This is a genomic window from Coleofasciculus sp. E1-EBD-02, from assembly GCF_040218245.1.
Taxonomy (GTDB): Bacteria; Cyanobacteriota; Cyanobacteriia; order Cyanobacteriales; family Coleofasciculaceae; genus Coleofasciculus.
Genome location: NZ_JAVJQN010000023.1, coordinates 17,445 through 41,449 on the forward strand (window position 1 = coordinate 17,445; position 24,005 = coordinate 41,449).

Genomic DNA, 24,005 nt, shown 5'->3' on the forward strand with positions numbered 1-24,005 from the left:
GAAACCGTGTAGGGGCGACCCGCCTGCATCAATTAACAAACTACTCCACTCAATTGGATCGGGTCGCCCTTTACTCAATGCAACAAAAACGCTTAAACTTGCTCACATCAATAGCCCCGGGTTTGACTTTTCTCGACTTGCGCCAATAATTGTTCCTGGGTATGAGCCGTCGGTTTACAACTGAGTCCCTGACAAACTAAGCCAACGGAATTCTCCGGAAGACTGGGTTCTAATCGATACATAATCGCCGGAAAATACTGCGTCATTAGGGATAAAATCTGAGCCACGCTGGTGCGAATTAAGGTAGAATTGCGGAACCAATCTAAAGCCGTAAACAGACTAGGACAGGATTGGGATGACTGGTTCATCACACTACTAAACGCATTCAGGGCTTGTTCTGCGCGATCCAGATAAGCCAAGTTTTCCGTGAGTAACGTCAGACGCACCAAATTCGCGATCGCGACTCCATTCGCCGCAGGTGTGGCATTATCGGTATAACTGCGTTCCCGTACCAATAAATCCCCACTACTATCATTAGCAGCGTTATAGTAGCCTCCGAGTTCCACACTCCACAGGTATTCGTCAAATTCGTCCTGTACCTTAATCGCCTCCTCTAACCAAATATCCGGGATTGGCGATTGGGAAGACTCCTGTGCTGTTGCTAATCCTAGTGAGGCTTGATGCAAATCTAATAACGCTTTAATAAATAACGCATAATCTTCCGACTGTGCCAATACAGAGGCTTGACCTTCGTAATTCAAGCGATGGAAACGCTGATCAACCCATTGATTCTCCAGAATAAATTTAGCGGCTGTTGTTGCTAATTCCAGGTATTCGGGTTTACGAAATACGCCATACGCCCGGGCTAAACCAGAAATCATCAGGCTATTCCATGCCACAATCATTTTCGTATCTGTAACCGCCGGAATGCGACCTGACCAATTCTTGGTTTTTGCCTCCTGATTGTTTTGGGCGGGTGGGAAGGTTTTTAAGCTATCGGGAGGGGAACCATAACGGGCAGTAAATAGTTTTGCTAATGCCGTTTCTAAGGAATCACTTAACTGATCCGAATAACGGCGCTGCAATACATTTTGTCCTTCAAAATTGCCCTCAGGTGTCACCGTAAATTGTTCTTGCAATTCTGCCAATTCCTCAGCCGTGAGGAGTTGCTGCAATTCGGCATAACTCCAGACATAAAATGCCCCTTCTTCCGGTTCAGCGGCGCTGGGTTCGGTGAAGCTATCGGCATCTTGGGCGGCGTAAAAATAACCGGACGATGCGGTCATTTCCCGCGTCAGCCATTGCACGGTTCCCGATATTGCCCGTTCAAATGCAGCTTCTTTAATCCCCGCACTCCACAGATTCGCCAGATACTCGACAATCTGCCCATTATCGTAGAGCATTTTTTCAAAGTGAGGCACTGTCCAAGTGGCGTCTACGGTGTAGCGATGAAAGCCGCCAGCGACGTGATCATAGATTCCCCCTTTGGCTAAATCTAACCCACGCGATCGCGACGCTTGGTACGCATCAACCTCGGTCATCTCCTGGAAACGAATTCCCCGCAAGGCTAAATCCGCATAGGGAATCATCGGAAAACTCGGTCCATAACTCCCACTATCTACAATCCGGATTGTCTTGTCCATCCCCTGGCGCAGTAACTCAGCCGTGAGTTGTCCCGAAGCGGGGAGGAGAACCGACTGTTGTAGATGACCAAGAATTTCTTGTTTAAAGTTTTGCAGCTTGGTCTTTTCCACATCATAGAAGCGGCGAATCGCTTGCAATACCTGTAAAAAGCCTGGACGCCCATAGCGCGGTTCCACAGGGAAATACGTCCCGCCGTAAAAAGGAACCCGATCCTCTGGCGTCAGAAAGATATTCAGGGGCCAACCCCCTTGACCCGTCATCATCTGCAACGCCTGCATATAAATGCTATCAATATCTGGGCGTTCTTCCCGGTCTACCTTAATCGGTAAGAAATTGGCATTCATGTACTGTGCGATCGCCGGATCGGAAAAGGCTTCCCCTTCCATCACCGTACACCAGTGGCAGCTTGAGTAACCAATGGACAAGAAAATTGGCTTATTGTCTGCCTTGGCGGTGAATAAAGCTTCCTCACTCCAGGGCCACCAATCGATGGGGTTTTCCGCATGCTTACGCAGATAAAGGCTTTGGCATTGGGCAAGGCGATTGGTCATAGTGACTCTTAGTGACTCTTGATGCTCTCTGGATCAGTGTATCGCGGTTCGCGGTTTTGGTCTTCCCCAGTGGGACGAAGTTTCGTGCGGTTCGCGATCGCAACCCACCTAAAGCCCTTACTACGAAATACGCCTCTCAAAAGTTTTATAATCTTAATCACTTGTTCCCCAATCCCCAGAATGTCTAATCAACCTAAAATCCATCACCGTAGTAATGCCGTCCGCGATCGCGCCATTGAACATCTTCCTGGATTGAGTGAGCAAGATTGCGCTAAACTTCAGCAGCAGGGAATTACGACAACAGATCAACTCCTCAAAGTAGCGAATAGTCGCCAATCTCAACAAGCGTTAGCTAATCAACTGCAAATCAAGGCACAATATGTGTATAAATGGGTCGCACTGGCTGATTTAGCTCGCGTACCCAGTATTGGCTATGAATACTGTGGGTTATTACTGCACGCGGGCATTATTTCAGTCAAGCAGCTTGCTCAAACACCGACTCACAAGTTACACCAGCAAGTTTTACGACTGCAAGTGGCAACAATGCAACGGCGTGATCTGAGTCCTACTGTTGATCAAGTTGCTGCTTGGATTCAACAAGCACGGGAGTTAGCGAAGGAATGATATCATGTCCAACCTACCTAGGTGACTAAAACATTGCCTCTACTTCTGCCAAAGGTATAGTGGCACGTTGCCGTCGATCACTAATCATTTGCCAAAATTCTGCTGAGAGTTGCAGATTCAATTGCTCCGGATCAACGTTTGTCAATCCCAAGAAAAGGGCAATTGGTTTACCGTTTTGGGTAATCAGGATCTGTTCCTCCTGAGCATTTCGCACATAGTCCTGTAATTGTTCGGAAAGTTGTTCTATGGTTAACTGTCTCATCCCACAATTTCCTCTGTCAGTAACTTCGGGATAAAGCGTTTTGCCTAATACCTAACACCTAATCCTTCGCTAACACACCATTAAGGAAAATATCAGCAATGCCTTCTGCCATGTCTTGCACATCTTTGAGGGAGGCTCCTGGTTCCATAATCGTCTCATCGCTAAACCCCGCCACAGCAAACATACCTAAAAATACCCTGGCTACAACCTTGGGGTTAGTCCGCCGATAGATCCCCCGCTCCATTGCCGTTTCAAAGAAGGCTTCTGCCACATCGGACATTTTAGCAATGACTTCTGACTGGATGCGATCGCGTAAATCGGGGTGAAACTGGGCTTCCATAAAACAAACCCGCATCATATCCGCATTTTCATGCATCCGCATCATCCGTCGCCGCATCACCTGCGCCACGGCTTTATAACTCCCCATTTCGCTCAATTCCGTCAGCAAATCCGTGAGCAATTCCACCCATCCTTGGGTCGCCACCTCGACTAATATGGCTTTCTTATTCTCAAAATGGCGAAATAGAGTCCCTTCAGCGACACCCGCTTTTGCCGCTAAGTCACGGGTTGTTGTGCCGTTATACCCTCGACTGGCAAATAAACGTTGGGCAGCATCTAGGATACGCTGCTTTGTCTCTGTCTCTGATTGAGGGGGCTGATGTAAGATTCGCATTGGACTCCAAAATGAGCTGCAAGGGTTATGGGCGACAGGTTATCTATGCCAGAAAAGGCACGCTTTTAAGATCAGACGTATTTTACACTAGGTTATTTCTTCCCCCAAACGGGTGAAAATTTACAAAAAGTTAGTTGTCATGAACAAAAAGCCGCATGGTAGGGGAAGATGGGGGTAGTAGAGACGTTCCGGTGGAACGTCTGGGAGATGGAGGATTCCGGTGGAACGTCTGGGAGATGGGGGAGCTAAACTAGATAAAGTCCGTCCTATGATATTTTGCCTCCCCTAACCCAAAACATTAAAAATCACGAATGACGTAGCTTGCTTCTCAAGGGAGCGAGTATGACAAATGACAAATGACAAATGACGAATGACAAATGACAAAGAACCGATCTATTTTGCGTTTTCTGCGTTGGACTGTTCACTTGAAAAAATACCCCTGGCGCTCCATCCTAGGAGCGTTCTTAGTCGTAACTTTAGTATGGAGTAGTATCCCGTTGGGGGCTTTGGCTCGCAGCGAAACTCCACCGACGAACGCCGAATCAATCCAACCTTACTTGGATGGCGTCGTTGACCAGGTGACGGAGTTTCGCCTGGATAATGGGATGAAGTTTATCGTTCTAGAACGGCATCAAGCCCCCGTTGTCTCCTTTGCCACCTATGCGGATGTCGGTGGCGTTGATGAACCTGTAGGCAAAACGGGTGTGGCTCACTTTCTGGAACATTTAGCCTTTAAGGGAACCAACCAAATCGGCACCCGAAATTATCAGGCAGAAAAACCCCTGTTAAACCGCTTGGATCAGTTAGCGGCACAAATTAAAGCCGCGAAAAAGGCAGGGGACGAGGCAAAGGTTGCCGAATTAAAAGAGGAGTTTGCCCAAGTTGAAGCCCAAGCTGCTAGCTTGGTCAAGCAAAATGAGTTTGGTCAAATCGTTGAACAAGCTGGAGGTGTCGGATTAAATGCCGCCACGTCAGCCGATGCGACAGTTTATTTCTACAGCTTCCCCTCCAACAAACTGGAACTGTGGATGTCTTTGGAGTCGGAACGCTTCCTAGAACCTGTGTTTCGTGAATTTTATAAAGAACAAGAGGTGATTCTCGAAGAACGGCGTCTGCGAACCGACAACTCGCCCATCGGTAAAATGATCGAGGCGTTTCTGGATACGGCGTTCCAAGTCCATCCCTATCGGCGTCCTGTAATTGGGTATGACGAAGACATCCGCAACCTGACTCGCGACGATGTGCGGCAATTCTTTGAAACTCATTATGTTCCCAGTGAATTAACCATGGCGGTAGTGGGCGATGTTGATCCCGATGAGGTTAAAGAGTTGGCTCAAACCTACTTCGGACGCTATGAGGCAAAACCCGCTGCCCCTGAAGTAAACATTGTCGAACCTCCCCAGCAACAAACGCGGGAGGTGACGTTGGAACTACAGTCTCAGCCCTGGTATTTAGAAGGATACCATCGACCTTCTCGTACCCATCCTGACCATGTAGTCTATGAAATTATCGGGCGTTTACTCAGCGATGGTCGCACCTCTCGCCTGTATGAATCGTTGGTTCAAGAAAAACAAGTCGCCCTCTCCGCCGCCGGATTTAGCGGGTTTCCGGGAGATAAGTATCCCAATCTGATGCTGTTATATGCCCTAACTGCACCAGGACATACCGTTGAAGAAGTCGCGACAGCCCTGCGAGAAGAAATTGAGCAACTCAAAACCGAACCCGTTTCAGCCCAAGAGTTGGAACGAGTGAAAACCCAAGCCCGTGCTGGCTTATTGCGATCGCTCGATTCTAATATGGGAATGGCACGTAATTTAGTGGAATATCAGGTGAAAACAGGCGACTGGCGCAATCTGTTTAATGAACTCCAGGCAATCGCCCAAGTTACACCGGCTGATATCCAACGGGTGGCTCAATCGACGTTTACACCCGACAATCGCACCATTGGACGATTGTTGTCGAGTCAATAGTCTTATGTCTTATGTCAGGGAACAGGGAACAGGGAACAGGGAACAGGGAACAGGGAACAGGGAATAGGGAACACCTCTGCTTACCTCGGCTTACTTCGGCTTACCTCGACTTCGCTCGGTAACACGCTCAGTAACACGCTCGGTAACACGCTTGGTGTGTAACCGAGAACAGTAAAGAATGTCCTAACCTGCCAAGGTAGCTGCTATATTCCTCAAACCCTTACATAAGACATAAGCACCAATGACCAATGACAATAAGAGCCGTTAACTTTAATTTTTCCCATCTACTTATCTAATGAGCAATCTTACATTGAACAGATTCCGTCGAAAAGCTTGGCGCTGGTGTGGACTACTGGTTGCCACAATGCTGTTGGTTGTCGTATCGCGCACGCCTGCTGTGGCGGCTACGGCGAAGCATTATACCGAGTTAACCTTTCCGCCTCTGTCAGAAATTCAGATCCCGGAGTATACTCGCTATCAACTGGATAATGGCATCGTTGTCTATTTAATGGAAGACCACGAATTGCCCTTGGTGAGTGGAACCGCGATGATTCGGACAGGCGATCGCATTGAACCTGCTGATAAGGTTGGCTTAGCCAATATTACGGGAGAAGTTCTCCGCACTGGTGGAACAACAGAACATTCGCCGGATGAACTGAATCAGTTACTCGAACAACGGGCGGCGTCTGTGGAAACAGGGATCAGCACGTCAAGTGGTAGCGCTAGTTTCAATGCCCTCAGTGAAGATGTGGATATGGTGTTTGACTTATTCGCTGAGGTGATTCAAAAGCCTGCCTTTGCCGAAGATAAGCTGGAGTTGGCGAAAAAGCAACAAGCGGGACAAATTGCCCGTCGCAATGATGATCCTAAAGATATTGCCAGTCGCGAATTTACTAAACTGATTTATGGGAATCAGAGTCCCTATGCCCGCACGATCGAATATGAAACTCTAGCCAATATCTCCCGTGACGATGTGGTGGAATTTTACCAGAACTACTTCCATCCAGAACGGATGATTTTGGGTATCGTGGGAGATTTTGATTCCGATGAGATGCGATCGCGGATTCAGGAGAAGTTTGGTAACTGGAACCCCCCATCCCCTCTCCCAGAGGTAACGGTACCCTCTGCATCCCAGGCAAAGGAAGAGGGTTTATTTGTCGTGGATCAGGATCAACTTACCCAAAGTTATGTGTATCTGGGGCATATTGGCGGAGAATTTGATAACCCTGATTATCCGGCGTTGGATGTGATGAATCAGATCCTGAATGGGTTTGGCGGACGGTTATTTAACGAAGTGCGATCGCGCCAAGGGTTAGCCTATTCCGTCTATGGGTTCTGGAGTCCTCGCCATGACTATCCTGGCATGTTTGTTGCGGGTGGACAAACTCGTTCTGAAGCAACTGTATCCTTGATTCAAGCGATTCGCTCAGAAATTGAGAAAATCCGCACCACGCCTGTCACCCCAGAAGAACTTGAGTCTGCTAAAGACCAAGTTTTAAACTCATTTGTGTTTAACTTCCAAGATCCCAGCCAAACCTTATCGCGGCTGATGCGGTATGAATATTATGGGTATCCCGAAGATTTTCTCTTCCAGTATCAGCAGAAGGTGAAAGAGACGACGATTGAAGATGTCCAACGGGTGGCTCAAAAATATCTCCAACCCAATCAACTGGTTACATTAGTGGTTGGGAATACGGATGCGATTCAGCCTCCCTTAACCAGTCTGTCGAACAATATCACATCGTTAGATATCACCATTCCCGAACAAAGCAGTTAGCGGTTAAACGGGTAGGGGCGGGTTTTACTGATAACGTTCGGTTGATATCCGATAACTTGACTAAACCCGCCCTTCTAAACCAACATAGGACGAATGACTAATGACTAATGACCAATAACCTACGAACCCTGTAGGGTGCGTTAGCGTAGCGTAACGCACCAGACAAATGACATAAGACCAATAACCAATGACACCGACCCAGTTATTAATTTTTGCATCTGCTGGCTTATTTGCCGGAATCCTAGCCGGCTTTTTGGGAATCGGTGGCGGTACAGTTCTTGTACCTTTATTAGTAACCTTAGGATATGACTATCAACAAGCCGTTGCTACAAGTACCTTGTCAATCGTGATTACAGCGATTTCGGGTACATTACAGAATTGGCGGCTGGGTAACATAAATTTTAAACGGATCATAGTCATTGGTTTTCCGGCTATTATAACAGCGCCAATTGGCGCTTATTTAACAGAATTATTTGCCGACTACTGGTTAAAGGCGGCATTTGGACTATTACTCCTACTTAATATTTACTTAGTTCGACTCCGCAAACGTTTGAAAGCCAGAGAAAAGCAAGACGCTTCCGAAACAGGAACTCCCCGACAAACTCCGCACTCGAAAAGCAAAGCAGCATTAGCCAGAATTGGCACAGGAAGTACAGCAGGTTTACTCGCTGGTGTATTTGGTGTGGGTGGCGGTGTGATTCTAGTTCCCTTGCAAATTTTACTGTTGGGAGAGAGCATTAAAACAGCAATTCAAACCAGTTTAGGGGTGATTGTGATTACCGCAATTTCGGCTTGTGTTGGTCATGCTGTACAAGGGAATGTGTTATGGATTGAGGGATTACTTCTGGGTACAGGGGGTTTATTGGGAGCGCAAATTAGTACCCGTTTTTTGCCTAAATTACCGGATCAAGTGGTTAGTTTGGCATTTAGTACATTACTGGCTATCTTAGCCATTTACTTTTTCTGGCAGGCATGGCAAAGTTATAGCTGAACTGGCACAGGCTTTCTTCTGGGTTTCCATGGTCAATTGTATGAGTCGGCTATTCTGCCTCGTGTCCAATTCGATGATATCTGCTCTCCACTCGATTGGTTAATGTTTCTGGACAATGTTCCAGACGATTAAGTGTACTTTTTCCCGCCAGGACTACGGGTTGTTTTCTCTCTTTTTTTGAGAAATCCGGATCAAGGGTATTATTTCGACTTTCGTTTCGACTTGGGCGGTGTTCGATGTGCGCCGAAGTATTTTTCACTGCGGTAGCGAAGCCACACTCGCAATACTTGGGGGATCTGTTCTTTTTGTTCTTTGGTCAAGGTATTATAAAGTGCTAAAGCGCGATCGCGTTCTCGGCGACAGGCAGGATTATTGTGAGCATCCCAGTAGCTACGGGCAACCCGAATCCGCCGACAAACTTCCTTGATCAGTGCTTTTCCGGTCAGGGGTTGTTTCTGCTTTGCCATATTTTAATCAGAATGCATTATATAGGCTCAATTCTAACCTTACAGAGTATACAGACATATCCCCGACTGGGATCTGGCTGAGAACTTAAATTAATCCAGAACGAAACGCCTGAACCGCTGATTGAGTACGATCATCACCACGCAGTTTATCCAAAACATTTTGGACATAGTGTTGAACTGTTCCCGCTGGAATATCTAACCGTTTAGCAATTACCTCATTATCATACCCTTCAATAATGAACTGCAAAACCGCTAACTCCTGTTCAGTTAAAGGACAAGCCGCTATCAGTTGACTAGGTTTGCTAATATAATCCTGAATCGGTACTGCTTCTTGGGGGGGTGCTATCTCAGGTTGATCCTGAGTTAAACTGCTATGTTTTAGAACAATTTTAGCAATTCCGGGATCAAGCCAAACATCGCCTCTATGAGTCCGTTTAATCGCATTTAATAGCTGCTCAAAATTAATCGTTTTCATGCAATAGGAACTCGCCCCGGCTGCCAATGCCGCCATAACTGCTTCTTCGTTTTCCTCTAAAGTTAAGATTAAAATTTTTGTCGAACAATCGGGATGATTCGCTTTAATAGTTTGAAAACGTTGAGTTAACTCGATGCCATCCATGTCAGGAAGTCCAATGTCAACAATCCCAATATCTGGTTGAACCCTTTCAAGTAAGCTTAACCCGTCAGCACCATTAGCAGCTTCACCCACCCATTCAATCTCATGACTCTCTTGTAAAGCGGTTCGGAAACCTATACGAGTGAGTTCATGGTCTTCAATTAAAACGACTCTAATTTTACTCATTATCAATCTTAAACATCAGGTTTGCCAATAATCAGGTATTATTTCGGCTTCGCTCAGTAACACGCTCGGTAACACGCTCGGTGTGTCACAGGCAACAGGCAACAGTGAGGGTTTGAGGGTGGTTAACATTTCTGGGTACAGGGTACAGAATTTATGTCCAGGTACTTATCTGAGGATGAATGGTGCTGACTTAAGGCTGGTGGGTTGAGCGAAGTCGAAACCCACCCTACGGTATGTCGAGGGTTTTGGTGTCTAAAGGGAAATCAGGCATTGCAATGCATCTTAGCGTACCCTGGAAGCTAAAGCGCGATCGCACTCCCGTAACTGCTACGCTTAGGCTAGGCGTCTCTAGACAGTTATCCATCAACACAGGAACCGCTATGCAAAAGTACCTCCCTTTAGTCGCTCGGATTTTCCTCTCCGCTATTTTTATCAAGTCGGGGATTAGTAAAATTTTCGGTTTCGCTGGCACTCAAGAGTATATGGCTGCTAGCGGAATTCCTTTTGCGGGTATCGTTCTCGTTCCTACTATCATTGTATTAGTTGGTGGAGGACTCTCGGTTTTATTGGGCTATAAAGCCCGTTGGGGAGCTTTATTATTGATTGGCTTTTTAATTCCCGCCACCTTAATTTTCCACACCCAGTTTCCTGAAGAAGAAAATGCCTTTTTCAAGAATTTAGGCTTAATGGGCGGATTATTGATGGTTGTCGCCTTTGGTGCAGGTGAGATTAGTTTGGATCAACACAGCGAATCCTCTTCTATGCAGTCGGCGAAATAGATAAGTTCTTTGATTAGCATAAACTGAGGAATAGAAAGTAGTGGCGTGACACACCTTATTTGGTGGATTAGAATTGTAGGGGCGCAAGGACCTGCGCCCAGCTTAAACGTCAAATCTATTCCACAATTTTAGCTGTGTCAGTCCAGTAGATGTAAGTCGTTGGGAATTTAAACCTTAATAAAATAATGGCAAATTCCTTAGAGTGCGAGCATCTTGCTCGCTATTAATACCAATTACTCGCTATTAATACCCAATTTAAATGTACGACAGCGTAGTCGTCATTAACTGATACTAAAAAATCCGCGATCGCACTCAATATCCGTTACAATGTATGAAGAGAATCTCTCCGACTTTTCAGGAGGAGGCAATTATGCCAATTCAAAGCCAAAACATAATGGGAAAAGTTTTCACCCAATTGACAATTATTAACCGAGCTGACCAAATTCGGGCAGAAGATGGAACAATTTCACCTGAACAAATTCGGTCACTCACGCTGGAAAATGTATTGGTAGACACAGGAGCCACAACTTTGTGTTTGCCATCAGATGCAATTGCTTCACTGGGACTAAAAATTCTCAAAGAAGTCGATGTTGCGACAGCCATGGGTATTGGCAAAGCCCGAATTTTCCGAGATGCCACTCTCTCTATATTTGGTAGAGAAGGAACCTTTGAATGTTTGGAATTACCTGGTGGTGCAGATGCACTTTTGGGCGTGATACCGTTAGAAGCATTGGGGTTAGACATAGATGTGCAAAATCAAACCTTGAAGCCGTTACCCATCAGTCCAACAGATACCTATTTGACAATTTTGTAATAATCTATAATTAATTGAACAAGCTTGAGAACATCGGTTGGGTTGAGCGAAGTCGAAACCCAACCTACTTAGGGACTCTAAAACCTTGACAAAGGACAAAGGACGAATAACCACTAACAAATGACGAATGACCAATGACAAATGACCAATGACAAACCTTTATACCCTTGAGCTACTGTATTAATCCCAACTGCCCCAACCCTGAAAACTCAATAACTCAAAAATTTTGCCAAACCTGTGGCACAAAACTTATCCTCGCAGAAAGATATCGTCCGCTGCGGCTTCTAGGTGCTGGGGGATTGGGTAGAACCCTGTTAGCCGAGGATGAATCCCAACCCTCAAAACCTTACTGCGCCATCAAACAATTTTATCCTCAAAGACAAAACAATTCGCCAAAAGCTGCCCAATTATTTCACCAAGAAGCCGAACGCTTAAAAGAATTAGGCAACCATCCCCAAATCCCGGAATTCTTAGCCTATTTTGAGCAAGATACTTGTCAGTACATTGTCCAGGAATTTATCGATGGAGAGAATCTGAATCAAGAGTTAGCCCAACTCGGTGCATTTTCAGAAAAACAGGTTCGCTCTCTGCTGAGTGACTTACTCCCCGTACTGCAATTTGTTCACCAAGGAAACGTTATCCATCGAGATATTAAACCGGAGAATATTATTCGGCGGCGTCGCGACAATAAATTAGTTCTCGTCGATTTCGGGGCAGCAAAATATGCGACTTGGACAATTTTGGCGAAAACAGGAACAAGCATTGGTTCTGCTGGATATGCTGCACCTGAACAAACCTTTGGTAAAGCTGTCTTTGCTAGCGATATCTATAGTTTGGGCGTTACTTGCATTCACTTGTTAACCCAGATGCAGCCCTTTGATTTATATGAACCGCTAGAAAGTGGGTTTATCTGGCGACAGTATTTAGTCAATAACCCCATCAGTCAAAACTTGGCTGAACTTCTGGACAAAATGATTGATCCGGTGATGAAACAGCGATATCAATCGGTTGAGCAAGTTCTCCAAGATTTCCATCACTTGGGAACAAGTCAGACAACGACTCAACCAACCCTTCCATCGCAACCCCTAAACGTTAATGCTTCGCTAGTCAATACAATTCGCGGTCATTCGGATAGAATCTCCACTATAACCTTCAGCCCCGATAAAAAAAGTCTGGCAAGTGGTAGTGTTGATAAAACGATTAAACTGTGGCAAGTGAGTATGGCATGGGAAATTCGTACATTTGGTGGCTGGTTTTCTGGGAACCATAGTAAGGAGATAACTTGTCTGGCATTTAGCCCGGATGGAAAATATCTAGTCAGTGGAAGTCGGGATGCCACTCTAAGATTATGGCAGGTACAAACCGGAAAACAATTGGTTAGTGTCAAAAGTCATAACGGTGGCGTTGATTCAGTCGCATTTAACCCGAAGAAACGTCTTTTGGCAAGTTGCGGTAGAGATAACAAAATTCGGATTTGCCAGAGTCAAACGTTGAAAACGATACAGGTTTTATCCAGTCGTTCCAGTGGATTTAATTGTGTCGCCTTTAGTCCCGATGGACAAATCTTGGCGAGTGGAAGTGGGTATCGAACCATTAAACTGTGGTATGTTCCCCACTGGCAAAGGCTGGGGACTCTAGCCGGACATATCAATTCCGTTGATGCGATCGCGTTTAGTCCTGATAGTATGATTCTAGCTAGTGGCAGTTCAGACGCAACGATTCGGTTATGGGATATTCGCACCCTGACGCAAACCGCCCTAATTCAAGGGAATTGTCCCCAGGTGCGTTCCCTCGCCTTTAGTCCCGATGGGCGTCTCCTCGCCAGTTGCGGTGGTGATAACACGATTAGAATTTGGGATGTTGCAACTGCACAAGCATGTTGTATTCTCGAAGGACATACGGACACAGTTCAGGTTGTGGCATTTAGCCCCGATGGACAAACTTTAGCGAGTGGGAGTTGTGATAAAACGATTAAAATTTGGCGTGTTTGGTAAGAATTGTCATTCGTCATTTGCCATTCGTCATTTGTCATTTAGTCGGGGCGGGTGTAGTGGCGTGGCACACCTTATTTGGTGGATTAGAATTGTAGGGGCGCATGGCGTGCGCCCATTTTAACGGTAAAATCTATTCCACAATTTTAGCTGGGTCACGCCGCCATCGTGCGTTAGCAAAGCGTAACGCACCATTTCAAACGATAGTCGTGAAACCCGCCCCTACATAAGAAATGGGGTTTGGAGACCAAACCCCTACAACTCCCATCTCCCTCATCTACCTGTTCCCTGATAATATGACTCAACCCATCAATCTTTTCGAGTACGAATCATTAGCCCATCAGCAGTTATCTCGCATGGCGCTAGATTATTACGCCAGTGGCGCTTGGGATGAAATAACGTTGCGCGATAATCGGACAGCGTTTGAGAAATTCAAACTTCGTCCCCGCATGTTAGTTGATGTTAGTCAGCGAGATTTAAGTACAACGGTTTTAGGGCAATCTCTCTCCCTACCCATTCTAATTGCGCCGACTGCATTTCAATGTTTAGCTCATCCAGAAGGGGAAATCGCGACGGCGAAGGTAGCGGCTAACGTGGGATCAGCGATGGTATTGAGTACCATGTCTACTCAACCCTTAGAAGAGGTGGCATTGACATCCAAACAGGTGCAGTCAGACTCTCAGACGGATAGTCATTCTCCATTATGGTTTCAACTCTATGTCCATCGCGATCGCGCTTTGACTCAAAACTTAGTTGAACGGGCGGAAGCCGCCGGGTATAGCGCCCTTTGTCTCACCGTCGATGCGCCTGTTTTAGGGTGTCGAGAAAACGATAAGCGCAATCAGTTTACCTTACCCATGGGGATGCAGTTGGCGAATTTAGTCCATCGCGATATTCCGGAAATTGTTGGCGAATCGGGGTTATTTGCCTATTTTGTCCAACAGCTTGATCCTGGCTTGACATGGCAGGATTTGGAATGGTTGCAGTCCTTGACAAATTTACCAATTATTGTTAAAGGGATTTTACGGGGGGATGATGCACTGCGGGCAGTCGAACATGGGGCAAAGGCAGTGATTGTCTCCAATCATGGAGGTAGACAATTAGATAGTGCGATCGCGTCAATTGATGCGCTTCCTGATGTTGTCGCGGCTGTCGGCGATAAGGTTGATATCCTCATGGATGGAGGGATTCGCCGTGGTACAGATATCCTGAAAGCCTTAGCATTGGGGGCGAAAGCGGTGTTAGTGGGGCGTCCGGTGTTGTGGGGATTAGCGGTGGCGGGAGAAGCTGGCGTGCAGCATGTCTTGGAATTATTGCGGGATGAGTTGGATGTGGCAATGGCGTTGAGTGGTTGTGCCAAGGTACAGGATATTGATCAGAGTTTACTCACGCAATCCTTGTAGTGTGAGCATCTTGCTCACTCACCTGTCAGGAGCATCAAAGCCCCTCCAAATAAAAAAATATATTCCGCTTCCCTCTCCTTGTAGGAGAGGGCTAGGGAGAGGTTCGGGGAGGGGGTTTGGGGAGGGGTCTGACCCCTCAGTTAATGACCAGCAGTATCCTTCCCTAGTAGGGAAGGGGTTGGGGGTTAGGTTGGTAAGACTATTGAGCCGACTTATCGAACTTTGTTACGCTTATCAACAATAACAACGTCCGGATCTTTATCGCCTTCTAGATCGTGAGCTTCAACAACTTCTCGATCATTTGTCCTTGGCTGCTTAACCGTTGACACAGGCTTTTGTTCTACATGTGTTTCTACATGTTCTTCTTTCAGGTGAACGTCTTCTTCATGCTCATGTTCAACCTGTTCAGGTGCCTCAAAGATTTCTAATTCTTCTGCATGGCGATCGCGCATAATTGAGGCAGCATGTTCTACTTTCTCCTCGCTTCCGCTAACCATCAACAAATAGTCGCCAGCTTTGACGCGCTCATTGTACACCTTGGCTTTCTCTTCCGGAATACCCAGACCAATCAAAGCGCCAACAATACCGCCTGTTGCTGCACCAACTCCGGCTCCAGCTAAGGTTGATCCTAACGCCCCTATCTCGGCTCCGGCGGCGAGGATTGGACCAACACCAGGAATCGCCAGTACACCGACGCCAATCAAGAAGCCACCGACACCACCAAGAAGAGTACCCGTAGTCGCACCTATACCGGCTCCTTCTTTGGCTTCATTCCCCTGTCTTTCGGTAATTTCCTTGGCACCTTCCACATCTTCGATATTCCGTGCTAAGAGAGAGACTCTCTCCATATCAAAATTCGCATCCTTGAGCGCCTGAATCGTATCTTGCAGATCTTCGCGCTTGGGGAAAATACCAACAACACGTTTGTAGTCACGGGTTTCGGGTACAAACTTTTCTTTTTCTAACATTACTGTTTCCTTTGAATAAATTAAACAACGTTAGGCTTGATTCAGCCCTTTGTTTTGGTTTTGACTAAAGCTATCCGGATGAATTCAGAAGTATAACAACTAATGTCACACTTTATCCTTCTGGACAAACTTATTATTTGTTATCGACAGCAGAAGGAAAAATATCTTCGGCTACAATAACGGGTCTGTCTATATATCTAGACCCAAACTCCTTAATCTTTTCTGCGTCCCAACCGATGTCAGAATCCTGCAACAGCTTCGGGTTAAACTGACGCGCTACACCCGTCACAGTGACTCTTTCGCCTTCTTGAACAACGCTATCCTCAGCTTTAAGATTGCGATTGACACCAATCACTAAAACGCCGATATCATCTACCCAACCATCTTCAAATAGAGAGATTGAACTGGGAGAGTAAATATCTCTAACATCACCCTCGACAGCAATAACTTTGTCGAAATAGCCTGCGGGTGCTTCCGCTAAGTCTTGAGGAGTCGGAGCTAGGGCGAGGGATTCAGCGATAATAACAGGTTGATCTTCATACTCGACATATTCGTCACCTAACTCTACACCGTATTCGGTTTCGATATCGGCAATTACTAATTGCGCGACTTCACCCGTTACTTGAATCGGCATCTCTTGCTCCTCTGGAAGCTGGAAGGGAGCTTCTGTAAGATCTAGAATCAGAATAGGTTCGCTGCCCAACTCCTCCGCCTGTACGAGATAGCCAAAGTTACCCACTCTTTGTTCGACAATGTTTCTAATCGTGACCTCTTTTCCGATGATGTCTTCGGTATTTTCAGCAACGTCCTCGGTGGTAACGTTGGTTTTTCCATCCTGAATTTCCTCGTTATCAGTAGTGCAGCCAGGAAGCAGCAAAGCGGCTAGAGCGAATGCGATCGCTCCTAAGTAATTCCCTGTTCGTTTAGTCCATAAGGGGACGGAGTCTCCTTGATTTAACATGTATTATTCCTATTTCTAGAACGAAAATTGCTGCTTATCATCGCAGCCAACCCAACCCTCTAACTTGTTGACGGTTAGATGGAGGCGTTGTAAAACGTTATTTTTAGCGTTTTACTTATTGCACTAACCTACATTCGCTCTAAAAAATCCTTTTTGTATCTATCAGGAGAGTGACTTTCTCCCTCTGACTAATTGCAGAGTATTCCGGAAGCTTGAGCGGTTATTCCTTTTCAGGGTAGGCACAGGGAAAATTGAGCGGGTGATTGATTTCTGCCATAATGATCGGAATGCAAGCACTCAACACCCTAGCTCTAACTGTCATTTTAGGCGTCACCCTAACGGTTGCGCCATTTGCCAAACCCGTTCAGGCACAACCCTGGCGTCCTGTGCGTGGTAGTATCCTGTTTGGGATTAGTGGCATGGCATTCCTAGAACAGCAAGAGGGTTCCACCTCATTTCTCATCGTTCATGATAATAAAGGGGTAGGGGAAGGGCGTCTGGCGATGATCACGGTTATCGGCGAACAAGCGCCTGAATATAGTCCAATCAACTGGTTCAACCAACCCTTACCTGTAGATTTAGAAGCACTCACGGCTGTTCCTGGACAATCAGAACCCACATTTATGGCGTTAACCAGTTCGGGAACAGTCTATCATTTCCGGCTCAATGGCAATCATCAAAATGTGTCTGTTTTAAATGTATTTAATTTGCCTAATTTGCCGGAAGGCACTAATTTAGAAGGATTTGCCTTACAAAAAATTGAGGATAAGCTGCTCGCAGTTTGGGCGCATCGAGGTAACCAGGAAGACCCCGGAGTCCTGTATTGGGGAGTTTTGGACTTGAAAACCAATGAGATTACGCCTCAAGGTTCAGCCAGTTTAACCGTCCCATTTCCAGTGGATAATGTTCGCCATATTTCTGATCTCAAGGTTGATTCGGCTGGTATTGTTTACATTACCTCGGCTTCAGATAAGGGTAACGATGGACCCTTCCAGTCTGCCGTTTACGTAGCAGGTGGTTTGAGTTTACAGGATAACCGCATTGTATTTCGTCAAAACCAAGCACTGATACCTATTTATCGCTTAAATTATCACAAAGTAGAAGCGATTGAACTCCTACCCGGTACAGTCGGAGGAATCATTTTAGGAACCGATGATGAAAATATGGGTTCATCAGTTTGGGGCTTTGACGGAATGTTTTAATCCCTTATTTTTAAGTAGAGACTCGCCATGGCGCGTCTCTACCATGGCGCGTCTCTACTACTTAAATAATGTGTCCTAACCGCTATAGCGTTTGCTATAATATTAAAATCTATTCATCGTCTTTTTGTATAAAAATTTGCGAAATATAGTAGCGATCATCTTCTCGCCAAATTCCTATACCTGTCTCGTGGAAATCAGAATTCAAAATAGATTCGCGTTGCCCCTCGTCATCCATCCATTTTTGTACTATTGATGACGCAGAAGGAGAAGTATCGGAGAATTTATCAAAGGAAAAATTTTCAGCAATATGCTCAAAAGAAAACCCCGCAGCTTGTGCCCTTTTTTCTAAAGGTTCTCCTTGAATTCCCAGAGGTGATAAAAAGTTGCTTTGTGCCATTTTACGGCTATCACTACGAGCCAGTTTCGCCAAATTATCGTTAATTTTTAGTTGATTGAGACCACGCTGCTGACGAATTTCATTGATGCGCTGATAAATTTTTGCCTCCAATTGTGCTATGGCATCGGATTGGACAGTGATACCATAATCGGCGCTATCGCCTTCCGCAAGACTCTCTCTAGTCGGTGTCTCTTCTTGGGTTGGGCGTGGTGAAGTATCTAGGGAAAAAACTGTACAACTTGATAAGAGGAAACTAAGGAATACAGCCCCAGCCAAATAGGTAAATAGTTGCTGTGGTGGCGTTAAAAACCCTGTCAAAGCTGTACTAGGTTTGGATTGGCTGTTTAGCTTGCTCATCGATTATCTCCTTTGTCCAATCCGAAATGTATTTCACTTATCTTAGTTTACAGCACTTTTTCCGATAGAATACAAAAATGTATCCACTTGCTGTTCGGCTCAATCAGGGTCTGTAGTCAGCTAACATTTTTTTATACTAGCTACTCGGCTCAATTTTTTTAAACAGTCTCAAAATTAGTAAAATAAATAGAGCAGAAATTAAACTCAAACCCCATAACCCACAGCCCGCCGCAACGCCCAACGCTGATGATACCCAAACCGCCGCCGCCGTAGTCAGTCCCCGAATTCTATATCCTTGTCGCTGCGGCTGAGATTCTTGTACGATTACTCCTGCACCTAAAAATCCTACGCCACCGATAATGCCTTGAATCACGCGAGGAAGTGCGTCTGCGCTTTGTTCAGCAACACCAATTAATATGGGTATCAAGGCAAAGAATGCAGAACCAAAGCTAACTAGGATATGGGTTCTAAATCCGGCGGGTTTATCTTTGATTTCACGTTCAAAGCCAATAATTCCTCCCACCAGTAAAGCAATACCGAGTCTAAGTCCTATCCCTAACCAATCATTTGGCGCAAGTACGTAAATATTTGACATCAATTGAAATCCTTCCCAACTAACTCTTTTGAGTATAGTTGAAGATGAATTACCAAAAAGGAACCCGCATTATGGTTTCAGTCATCCTGGATAACCGGGCAGAAGGATTGACATTAGAAGAGATTGTCGAAGACTATCCACCATTGATTGTAGATAACGTGCGCTCTGCGATCGCTTATGCTGCCGCACTGGTGAGAGAAGAAGAACCGTTACCTTAAGCAAGAAAGTTGTTTTTTAATGAACCATATCGAAGGAAATCCTCAAAAGCTTCAATTTTAATTTGAGAAACGAATTTATCGGCGGCACTTCTAACTAAGCTAGATTGCTGGTAGTATAGTTCTCTGTTTGATATAAGCTGAAAAAGAGCGTTATACCAAGGCGAAATTTTTTGCTCTGGAACAAGCGGGATCATCCTTTTATTTTTGTTAAAACTATGAGCGACTCGTTCAATCGGCTTCACGGGCAACATAAAACCAGTTCCTAGATTAATCTCTTCAATTCCTCCTACATTACTGGAAATCACAGGAATTCCTCGAAGCATTGCTTCAATAATAATCAGTGGAATATTTTCTAGCCAGAGTGATGGTACTAATAAAATACGAGTTTTAGATAAAATTAGATCCACATCAGAAGATGGTTGGAGCAGGTAAATATTTGAAATACTTTCAAGCCATACTCGATCTTGATAAGTCGTTCCCCATGTCGGAACTGCGGCAAATTCCAGATCGGGAAATTGATCGGCTAGTTTTATAAATATTGAAATACCTTTTAAATGGCAGGGATTAACTAAGGTAATAAAACCATATTCAAAATTTCCGAAGTTGGGAAATGGTGGTTGACCATACGCAGGTAAGTAAATAGTAATTGGTTGAATATCTATCCAATGATGGACGTAATCGGCAAGGAATTTACTGTTAACAACAAATGCGTCTACTTGCTTCAAGATAGATGTTTTTTGACGATCAGGATAGAAGGAGTAGAAACCAAATGGCAATAATGATGGTGTTTGTGCTATGCAAATTACAGGACATTTACGAACACTTAGAGATGTTTTAAGCAAGACCTGTGTAATATCCTCAGCGGCAACTATTATGTAGTCAGGCTGAAATTGATTGATCTGATTTTTTAAATACCAACTAATTATTTCTTCATCTGATACAGCATGAACTTCAACACCATTTAGGTGAAATATATACGCTCCTTGATTGAGGGTACAACGGATACCATATCTTTCTTGTTCCTCGAAAAATTGCTTTTCTGTTACTCCGCCAGGAGGCTCGCCGAAAGCAGGTACAATAACCACGACTGAGTGCTTTCGTAACGCCAAAGCCTCAGCCAAATAACGGATAGTTTTATTGGCTCCACCTAATGGAGGCAGATAAGGCATATGCATTGTAAATAAAAGCTTCATACAATGTCCTTATTTAAGTTAAATCCTAGTTAATCAATCTGCCAACAATTTCGATAATTGATTGACTACCATTTGTACCTATGTTTTTTAAATATTGCTGTTTCTTGTTTTCATAAATATCGGCTTCCATTAATCTACGTTTTATCAACGTATAAAAATTATGCTGATAATTATTTAAGGACTGATGAAAAGAATAAAATTCATTCAAATCATTAATTACAGCATTGACTTCTTTAGATTCATCTAAATTTCTTTTATATGTACAATTTTTTCCATAATAATTATAGTGACATACAGGACTTTCAATCCCTGCATCTATCAAAGCCATAAGTTGTAAATACTGGGTAGAATTATGAGGTAGGAGTAGCACAGAATGTTTACCCAAATAAACAGTTTCATAAAAAGTTTCGATTCCTGGCGTTGTGATTACTAAGTCACTTCTACCGATACAAGACAAAAAAGCATTATGATCTAGGGTTTTAAATTTAACATTACAATACTTATTATATTGGTTAGCCAATTTTTTCATGACATGATTTTTTCCAGTTACAATAAATTCAAAGTCTGATTTATCCTTAAATAAAGGTGATAGTATATCTGTCATAATAAAAGGATATCTTGAATTTTGAGGAACCTGAATATATGGTGATTCAATTCCACCATAATTTATAAGTATTCTCTTAGTACTGCCGGACGCTTTTTCAACTTGACTAATATTCTTTCTAAAGACTGCCCCTACTTTATGAAAGTTAGAAGGTTTTTTCCCAAGTGCGTCAATTGCCTGATCGACTCCTAAAAAATCTTGGACTATATAAGCATCTATTGAATAAATATCTTCTATCTTCGGAGAACGCCACCAAAAAACAGAATCAAACATAACTGATTTGACATCTAAGCTTTTTGCTCTCAATGCCAGATTTAAATCACTACAACTGATTATTAAGGAATAGTTTAAAATTGTTTGATCATCTAAATTATTTCCTAGTATAGGCTTACTTTTATTTGATACGCTCAGGCTATCTAACGCTATTAATTCCCAGCTTGTATTATAGCCAGAAAAGTCAATATCATAATAATCTTTTAAATGGCTTGCTAAAGACAATGCTTTGCCTGTTGGTCCGTAAGAAAAGGGAGCTGCATAGATCAGTATTTTTTTTCTTAAGTTTCTCTTCATATAATTTGTTTAGATTATTTGCTGTAAATCTTACCATTGATATTCAAAATGTCTACATCCGTAGAAACAAAAAACTCTTGACTATGTTGTTCCGTATCGCAAATGGGAAAGCCAGCACAATTTAATGAGGTATTTATGAGTATAGGAATTCCATTTATTTCATATATTCTTGAAATCAGTTCATGCAACTCTGGATTATTCGCACGAGATAAAGTTTGAATACGACTCGTACCGTCTGCATGAACTATGGCAGGAGCAAGTTCTTTTGTTTTATAGCTTTTGCCGTAAATGACATATAAGGAGAACTATATTGAAAGTCAAACCAATCAGAGGCATATTCTTCTAATACAACTGGAGCAACAGGTCTAAACCATTCCCTTTTTTTTATCTTCTCACTAACAATTGTTTTGATCGCCATTGTAGTTGGAATTGCCAATAAACTTCTGTGTCCCAGCGCTCTAGGTCCAGTTTCAGAACGCCCCATGTGCCAAGCAACTATCTTACCACTTAGCATTAAATCAGTTAATTTTTTATAGACAGAATCTGAAATTAAGTTGTTTTTAATACCTCGCCCTAAATAAGGAAGATTTGTAGTCGGTATTGCTTTATCTTGAGAACCAAAGTAATGTAATAATGCGCCTAATGACTGTCCCTCATCACCCGGGCAGGAAGGAACATAAACATTTTTGTAACCCAATGATTCACCTAACTCAGTATTGGTAATTACGTTTAAAGCACATCCTCCTGTTACAACAAGGTTATCTGAGTAATGCCTGTAATTTTCTATAGTGCTAATCAGATTTTCCGTGTACATTTTTTGTAAGGTGAACGCTAGAGAAGCCGCATCATCTGGAGTTTTAACATCCAAATAAGTGCAAAGTCTATCTAAAGACTCTTTATCAAATACCCATCCCAAATGGGCAAATTTATTACTTAATAATACTTCTTGATATTTCTCATTAAAATTCCCATAAGCAGCTAAACCCATAACTTTCCCAGCAGCATTGATATCATTAAATAGTTTATAAGCAACAATTGCCCACAATTTACCATCAAATCCATCAAAGCCTTGATTGAATGGAGAGCCTATCAAGTTTAGTTTTTTGTTTTTATAATGATAGATAAGACAGTTAGCTTTATGTAATGGGATTCGGTGATCTCCACCACCATCCATTGCTAAGACTAAGGCATCTTCAAAATTAGTGAGGTAGCAAAAAGAAGCATGACAATCTAGATGTTGTACTTCCGCTATCTGTTTTTGAGAGAAATTTCTATAGATGTACTCAATAACTTCAGGATATAGCCTTTCTCCATTATGCCGACTAACAATAAATTTAATTTTATTATCCAGATCTAACTCGTAAATTAGGAACGAAATTAGTGCAAATAACGTAGAAGTTTTATTGATTCTGTAGCGCTTATAATTAAAAAAACGTTCCATTTCTAAATGTAAAATGACTTGTTGACTATTGGCAATTGTGAGACAAGAGTCATGGGCATTTTCGGCTAATGAGATATAATACATCTTAATTGTTGCTGTTATTTAAGTTCAAGATTTATATAAAAAATAATATTATTCAATCAACTCATGAAAGTCAATATTTTGTATAGACTCCTGATCGAGCCATTTAGAAAGCACTGGAATATCAAAATTATTTAATTTTTCAATTAACTGCACTGGATTGTCTTCTGAAATAAAAATTGCTCTATGTTCAGGGCGAATAAATTTCTCTTCTGTTGCATAATCCAAAAAAGAAAGTAGTCTGTCATAAAACCCTTCAATATTTAAGAGTCCACAGGCTTTTCTATGAAATCCAAGTTGAGTCCAGGTTGCCACTTCACAAAATTCCTCTAATGTTCCTAATCCTCCTGGTAAAGCAATAAAGGCATCAGACAGATCAGCCATTAGCGATTTGCGCTCGTGCATTGATCCCACAACCCGCAGATCGCTTAATCCAGTATGTGCAGCCTCAAGGTAACTATCACGAACACCAAAGTTGGAGCCACAGTAAACACAAATACTCTTCATCAGTTAAAGCGAGCGCTTCTTGTTAGACTACAAATTTTATTGGCTTGGCTACAAGCTGCATTAATTTATAGTCATGTTTTCCAGGATAAACATTCTCAATGATTTGCACAGTAATAAAAGGTGTAATTTAGTACAGATTTTGACCTATATTTTTTAGCCGCAA

General features: G+C 43.6%; 22 protein-coding genes and 1 pseudogene. 10 read left to right on the forward strand and 13 right to left on the reverse strand.

Annotation, left to right across the window (positions count from 1 at the left end; genetic code table 11):
• Positions 1-107 precede the first annotated feature (107 nt).
• Complete coding sequence (locus RIC07_RS03995; RefSeq protein WP_446393376.1) at positions 108-2,195, reverse strand: thioredoxin domain-containing protein; 2,088 nt, start codon at positions 2,193-2,195, stop codon at positions 108-110.
• 180 nt (positions 2,196-2,375) lie between these two features.
• Between RIC07_RS03995 and RIC07_RS04000 the strand changes: the two genes are divergently transcribed.
• Positions 2,376-2,819: a DUF4332 domain-containing protein gene (locus RIC07_RS04000; RefSeq protein WP_446393377.1), complete on the forward strand. Its 444-nt coding sequence runs from the start codon at positions 2,376-2,378 to the stop codon at positions 2,817-2,819.
• 25 nt (positions 2,820-2,844) lie between these two features.
• Here the strand turns inward: RIC07_RS04000 and RIC07_RS04005 are convergent, their stop codons facing one another.
• Both RIC07_RS04005 and RIC07_RS04010 read right to left on the reverse strand, forming a co-directional pair.
• Positions 2,845-3,081: a type II toxin-antitoxin system Phd/YefM family antitoxin gene (locus tag RIC07_RS04005; protein WP_446393378.1), complete on the reverse strand. Its 237-nt coding sequence runs from the start codon at positions 3,079-3,081 to the stop codon at positions 2,845-2,847.
• Positions 3,082-3,139: 58 nt separating this feature from the next.
• Entirely contained in the window at positions 3,140-3,754 is a 615-nt protein-coding gene (locus tag RIC07_RS04010) for a TetR/AcrR family transcriptional regulator (protein ID WP_006098675.1), read from the reverse strand.
• A 377-nt stretch (positions 3,755-4,131) separates the two neighbouring features.
• On the opposite strand from RIC07_RS04010, the gene RIC07_RS04015 reads away from it, so the two are divergent.
• From RIC07_RS04015 to RIC07_RS04025, 3 genes are all read left to right on the forward strand, one after another.
• Positions 4,132-5,724: a M16 family metallopeptidase gene (locus RIC07_RS04015; RefSeq protein WP_446393379.1), complete on the forward strand. Its 1,593-nt coding sequence runs from the start codon at positions 4,132-4,134 to the stop codon at positions 5,722-5,724.
• A gap of 295 nt (positions 5,725-6,019) precedes the next feature.
• Positions 6,020-7,501, forward strand: coding sequence for a M16 family metallopeptidase (locus RIC07_RS04020; RefSeq protein ID WP_446393380.1), 1,482 nt, complete (start codon positions 6,020-6,022; stop codon positions 7,499-7,501).
• A gap of 187 nt (positions 7,502-7,688) precedes the next feature.
• Entirely contained in the window at positions 7,689-8,492 is an 804-nt protein-coding gene (locus RIC07_RS04025; RefSeq protein WP_446393381.1) for a sulfite exporter TauE/SafE family protein, read from the forward strand.
• Between the two features lie 200 nt (positions 8,493-8,692).
• On the opposite strand, the gene RIC07_RS04030 is transcribed toward RIC07_RS04025, so the two are convergent.
• Complete coding sequence (locus RIC07_RS04030; protein ID WP_044204786.1) at positions 8,693-8,959, reverse strand: hypothetical protein; 267 nt, start codon at positions 8,957-8,959, stop codon at positions 8,693-8,695.
• Positions 8,960-9,044: 85 nt separating this feature from the next.
• Positions 9,045-9,761: a response regulator gene (locus RIC07_RS04035; protein ID WP_446393382.1), complete on the reverse strand. Its 717-nt coding sequence runs from the start codon at positions 9,759-9,761 to the stop codon at positions 9,045-9,047.
• Positions 9,762-10,141: 380 nt separating this feature from the next.
• On the opposite strand from RIC07_RS04035, the gene RIC07_RS04040 reads away from it, so the two are divergent.
• From RIC07_RS04040 to RIC07_RS04055, 4 genes are all read left to right on the forward strand, one after another.
• The gene (locus tag RIC07_RS04040) at positions 10,142-10,540 is read left to right on the forward strand and encodes a DoxX family protein (RefSeq protein ID WP_446393446.1); all 399 of its coding nucleotides are present in this window, start codon (positions 10,142-10,144) and stop codon (positions 10,538-10,540) included.
• 370 nt (positions 10,541-10,910) lie between these two features.
• A complete protein-coding gene (locus RIC07_RS04045; RefSeq protein WP_446393383.1) occupies positions 10,911-11,354 on the forward strand; it encodes a retroviral-like aspartic protease family protein in 444 nt (147 codons plus the stop codon).
• Between the two features lie 167 nt (positions 11,355-11,521).
• Entirely contained in the window at positions 11,522-13,348 is a 1,827-nt protein-coding gene (locus RIC07_RS04050; protein ID WP_446393384.1) for a protein kinase domain-containing protein, read from the forward strand.
• Between the two features lie 293 nt (positions 13,349-13,641).
• Positions 13,642-14,748 carry an alpha-hydroxy acid oxidase gene (locus tag RIC07_RS04055; protein ID WP_446393385.1) on the forward strand — a complete coding sequence of 369 codons (1,107 nt, stop codon included), beginning with the start codon at positions 13,642-13,644 and terminating at the stop codon, positions 14,746-14,748.
• A 212-nt stretch (positions 14,749-14,960) separates the two neighbouring features.
• Here the strand turns inward: RIC07_RS04055 and RIC07_RS04060 are convergent, their stop codons facing one another.
• Both RIC07_RS04060 and RIC07_RS04065 read right to left on the reverse strand, forming a co-directional pair.
• Positions 14,961-15,716 (reverse strand): histidine kinase, encoded by a 756-nt coding sequence (locus tag RIC07_RS04060; RefSeq protein ID WP_446393386.1) that lies wholly within the window; start codon positions 15,714-15,716, stop codon positions 14,961-14,963.
• Between the two features lie 133 nt (positions 15,717-15,849).
• Positions 15,850-16,677, reverse strand: coding sequence for a hypothetical protein (locus tag RIC07_RS04065; RefSeq protein WP_446393387.1), 828 nt, complete (start codon positions 16,675-16,677; stop codon positions 15,850-15,852).
• Between the two features lie 287 nt (positions 16,678-16,964).
• Here RIC07_RS04065 and RIC07_RS04070 point away from each other — a divergent pair, with 287 nt between their 5' ends.
• The gene (locus tag RIC07_RS04070; RefSeq protein ID WP_446393388.1) at positions 16,965-17,879 is read left to right on the forward strand and encodes a hypothetical protein; all 915 of its coding nucleotides are present in this window, start codon (positions 16,965-16,967) and stop codon (positions 17,877-17,879) included.
• Positions 17,880-17,988: 109 nt separating this feature from the next.
• Here the strand turns inward: RIC07_RS04070 and RIC07_RS04075 are convergent, their stop codons facing one another.
• Positions 17,989-18,633 (reverse strand): CAP domain-containing protein, encoded by a 645-nt coding sequence (locus tag RIC07_RS04075; RefSeq protein WP_446393389.1) that lies wholly within the window; start codon positions 18,631-18,633, stop codon positions 17,989-17,991.
• A gap of 136 nt (positions 18,634-18,769) precedes the next feature.
• Positions 18,770-19,228: an MgtC/SapB family protein gene (locus tag RIC07_RS04080; protein ID WP_446393390.1), complete on the reverse strand. Its 459-nt coding sequence runs from the start codon at positions 19,226-19,228 to the stop codon at positions 18,770-18,772.
• Positions 19,229-19,272: 44 nt separating this feature from the next.
• Between RIC07_RS04080 and RIC07_RS04085 the strand changes: the two genes are divergently transcribed.
• Complete coding sequence (locus tag RIC07_RS04085; protein WP_446393391.1) at positions 19,273-19,446, forward strand: DUF433 domain-containing protein; 174 nt, start codon at positions 19,273-19,275, stop codon at positions 19,444-19,446.
• Here the strand turns inward: RIC07_RS04085 and RIC07_RS04090 are convergent.
• The 4 genes and pseudogenes from RIC07_RS04090 to RIC07_RS04105 form a co-directional block, all read right to left on the reverse strand.
• On the reverse strand, positions 19,443-20,639 hold the full coding sequence (locus RIC07_RS04090; protein WP_446393392.1) for a glycosyltransferase family 4 protein: 1,197 nt from the start codon (positions 20,637-20,639) through the stop codon (positions 19,443-19,445). The genes RIC07_RS04085 and RIC07_RS04090 overlap by 4 nt on opposite strands.
• 25 nt (positions 20,640-20,664) lie before the next feature.
• The gene (locus RIC07_RS04095; protein WP_446393393.1) at positions 20,665-21,813 is read right to left on the reverse strand and encodes a hypothetical protein; all 1,149 of its coding nucleotides are present in this window, start codon (positions 21,811-21,813) and stop codon (positions 20,665-20,667) included.
• A 14-nt stretch (positions 21,814-21,827) separates the two neighbouring features.
• A pseudogene (locus tag RIC07_RS04100) lies at positions 21,828-23,338 on the reverse strand (carbamoyltransferase C-terminal domain-containing protein).
• Between the two features lie 48 nt (positions 23,339-23,386).
• Positions 23,387-23,842: an LOG family protein gene (locus RIC07_RS04105; protein WP_446393394.1), complete on the reverse strand. Its 456-nt coding sequence runs from the start codon at positions 23,840-23,842 to the stop codon at positions 23,387-23,389.
• Positions 23,843-24,005 lie beyond the last annotated feature (163 nt).

Bases quoted from the DNA above. Each gene is read 5' to 3' on its own strand.
- RIC07_RS03995 (WP_446393376.1), bottom strand. From the start codon at position 2,195: ATGACCAATCGCCTTGCCCAATGCCAAAGCCTTTATCTGCGTAAGCAT.
- RIC07_RS04000 (WP_446393377.1), top strand. From the start codon at position 2,376: ATGTCTAATCAACCTAAAATCCATCACCGTAGTAATGCCGTCCGCGAT.
- RIC07_RS04005 (WP_446393378.1), bottom strand. From the start codon at position 3,081: ATGAGACAGTTAACCATAGAACAACTTTCCGAACAATTACAGGACTAT.
- RIC07_RS04010 (WP_006098675.1), bottom strand. From the start codon at position 3,754: ATGCGAATCTTACATCAGCCCCCTCAATCAGAGACAGAGACAAAGCAG.
- RIC07_RS04015 (WP_446393379.1), top strand. From the start codon at position 4,132: ATGACAAAGAACCGATCTATTTTGCGTTTTCTGCGTTGGACTGTTCAC.
- RIC07_RS04020 (WP_446393380.1), top strand. From the start codon at position 6,020: ATGAGCAATCTTACATTGAACAGATTCCGTCGAAAAGCTTGGCGCTGG.
- RIC07_RS04025 (WP_446393381.1), top strand. From the start codon at position 7,689: ATGACACCGACCCAGTTATTAATTTTTGCATCTGCTGGCTTATTTGCC.
- RIC07_RS04030 (WP_044204786.1), bottom strand. From the start codon at position 8,959: ATGGCAAAGCAGAAACAACCCCTGACCGGAAAAGCACTGATCAAGGAA.
- RIC07_RS04035 (WP_446393382.1), bottom strand. From the start codon at position 9,761: ATGAGTAAAATTAGAGTCGTTTTAATTGAAGACCATGAACTCACTCGT.
- RIC07_RS04040 (WP_446393446.1), top strand. From the start codon at position 10,142: ATGCAAAAGTACCTCCCTTTAGTCGCTCGGATTTTCCTCTCCGCTATT.
- RIC07_RS04045 (WP_446393383.1), top strand. From the start codon at position 10,911: ATGCCAATTCAAAGCCAAAACATAATGGGAAAAGTTTTCACCCAATTG.
- RIC07_RS04055 (WP_446393385.1), top strand. From the start codon at position 13,642: ATGACTCAACCCATCAATCTTTTCGAGTACGAATCATTAGCCCATCAG.
- RIC07_RS04060 (WP_446393386.1), bottom strand. From the start codon at position 15,716: ATGTTAGAAAAAGAAAAGTTTGTACCCGAAACCCGTGACTACAAACGT.
- RIC07_RS04065 (WP_446393387.1), bottom strand. From the start codon at position 16,677: ATGTTAAATCAAGGAGACTCCGTCCCCTTATGGACTAAACGAACAGGG.
- RIC07_RS04070 (WP_446393388.1), top strand. From the start codon at position 16,965: ATGCAAGCACTCAACACCCTAGCTCTAACTGTCATTTTAGGCGTCACC.
- RIC07_RS04075 (WP_446393389.1), bottom strand. From the start codon at position 18,633: ATGAGCAAGCTAAACAGCCAATCCAAACCTAGTACAGCTTTGACAGGG.
- RIC07_RS04080 (WP_446393390.1), bottom strand. From the start codon at position 19,228: ATGTCAAATATTTACGTACTTGCGCCAAATGATTGGTTAGGGATAGGA.
- RIC07_RS04085 (WP_446393391.1), top strand. From the start codon at position 19,273: ATGAATTACCAAAAAGGAACCCGCATTATGGTTTCAGTCATCCTGGAT.
- RIC07_RS04090 (WP_446393392.1), bottom strand. From the start codon at position 20,639: ATGAAGCTTTTATTTACAATGCATATGCCTTATCTGCCTCCATTAGGT.
- RIC07_RS04095 (WP_446393393.1), bottom strand. From the start codon at position 21,813: ATGAAGAGAAACTTAAGAAAAAAAATACTGATCTATGCAGCTCCCTTT.
- RIC07_RS04105 (WP_446393394.1), bottom strand. From the start codon at position 23,842: ATGAAGAGTATTTGTGTTTACTGTGGCTCCAACTTTGGTGTTCGTGAT.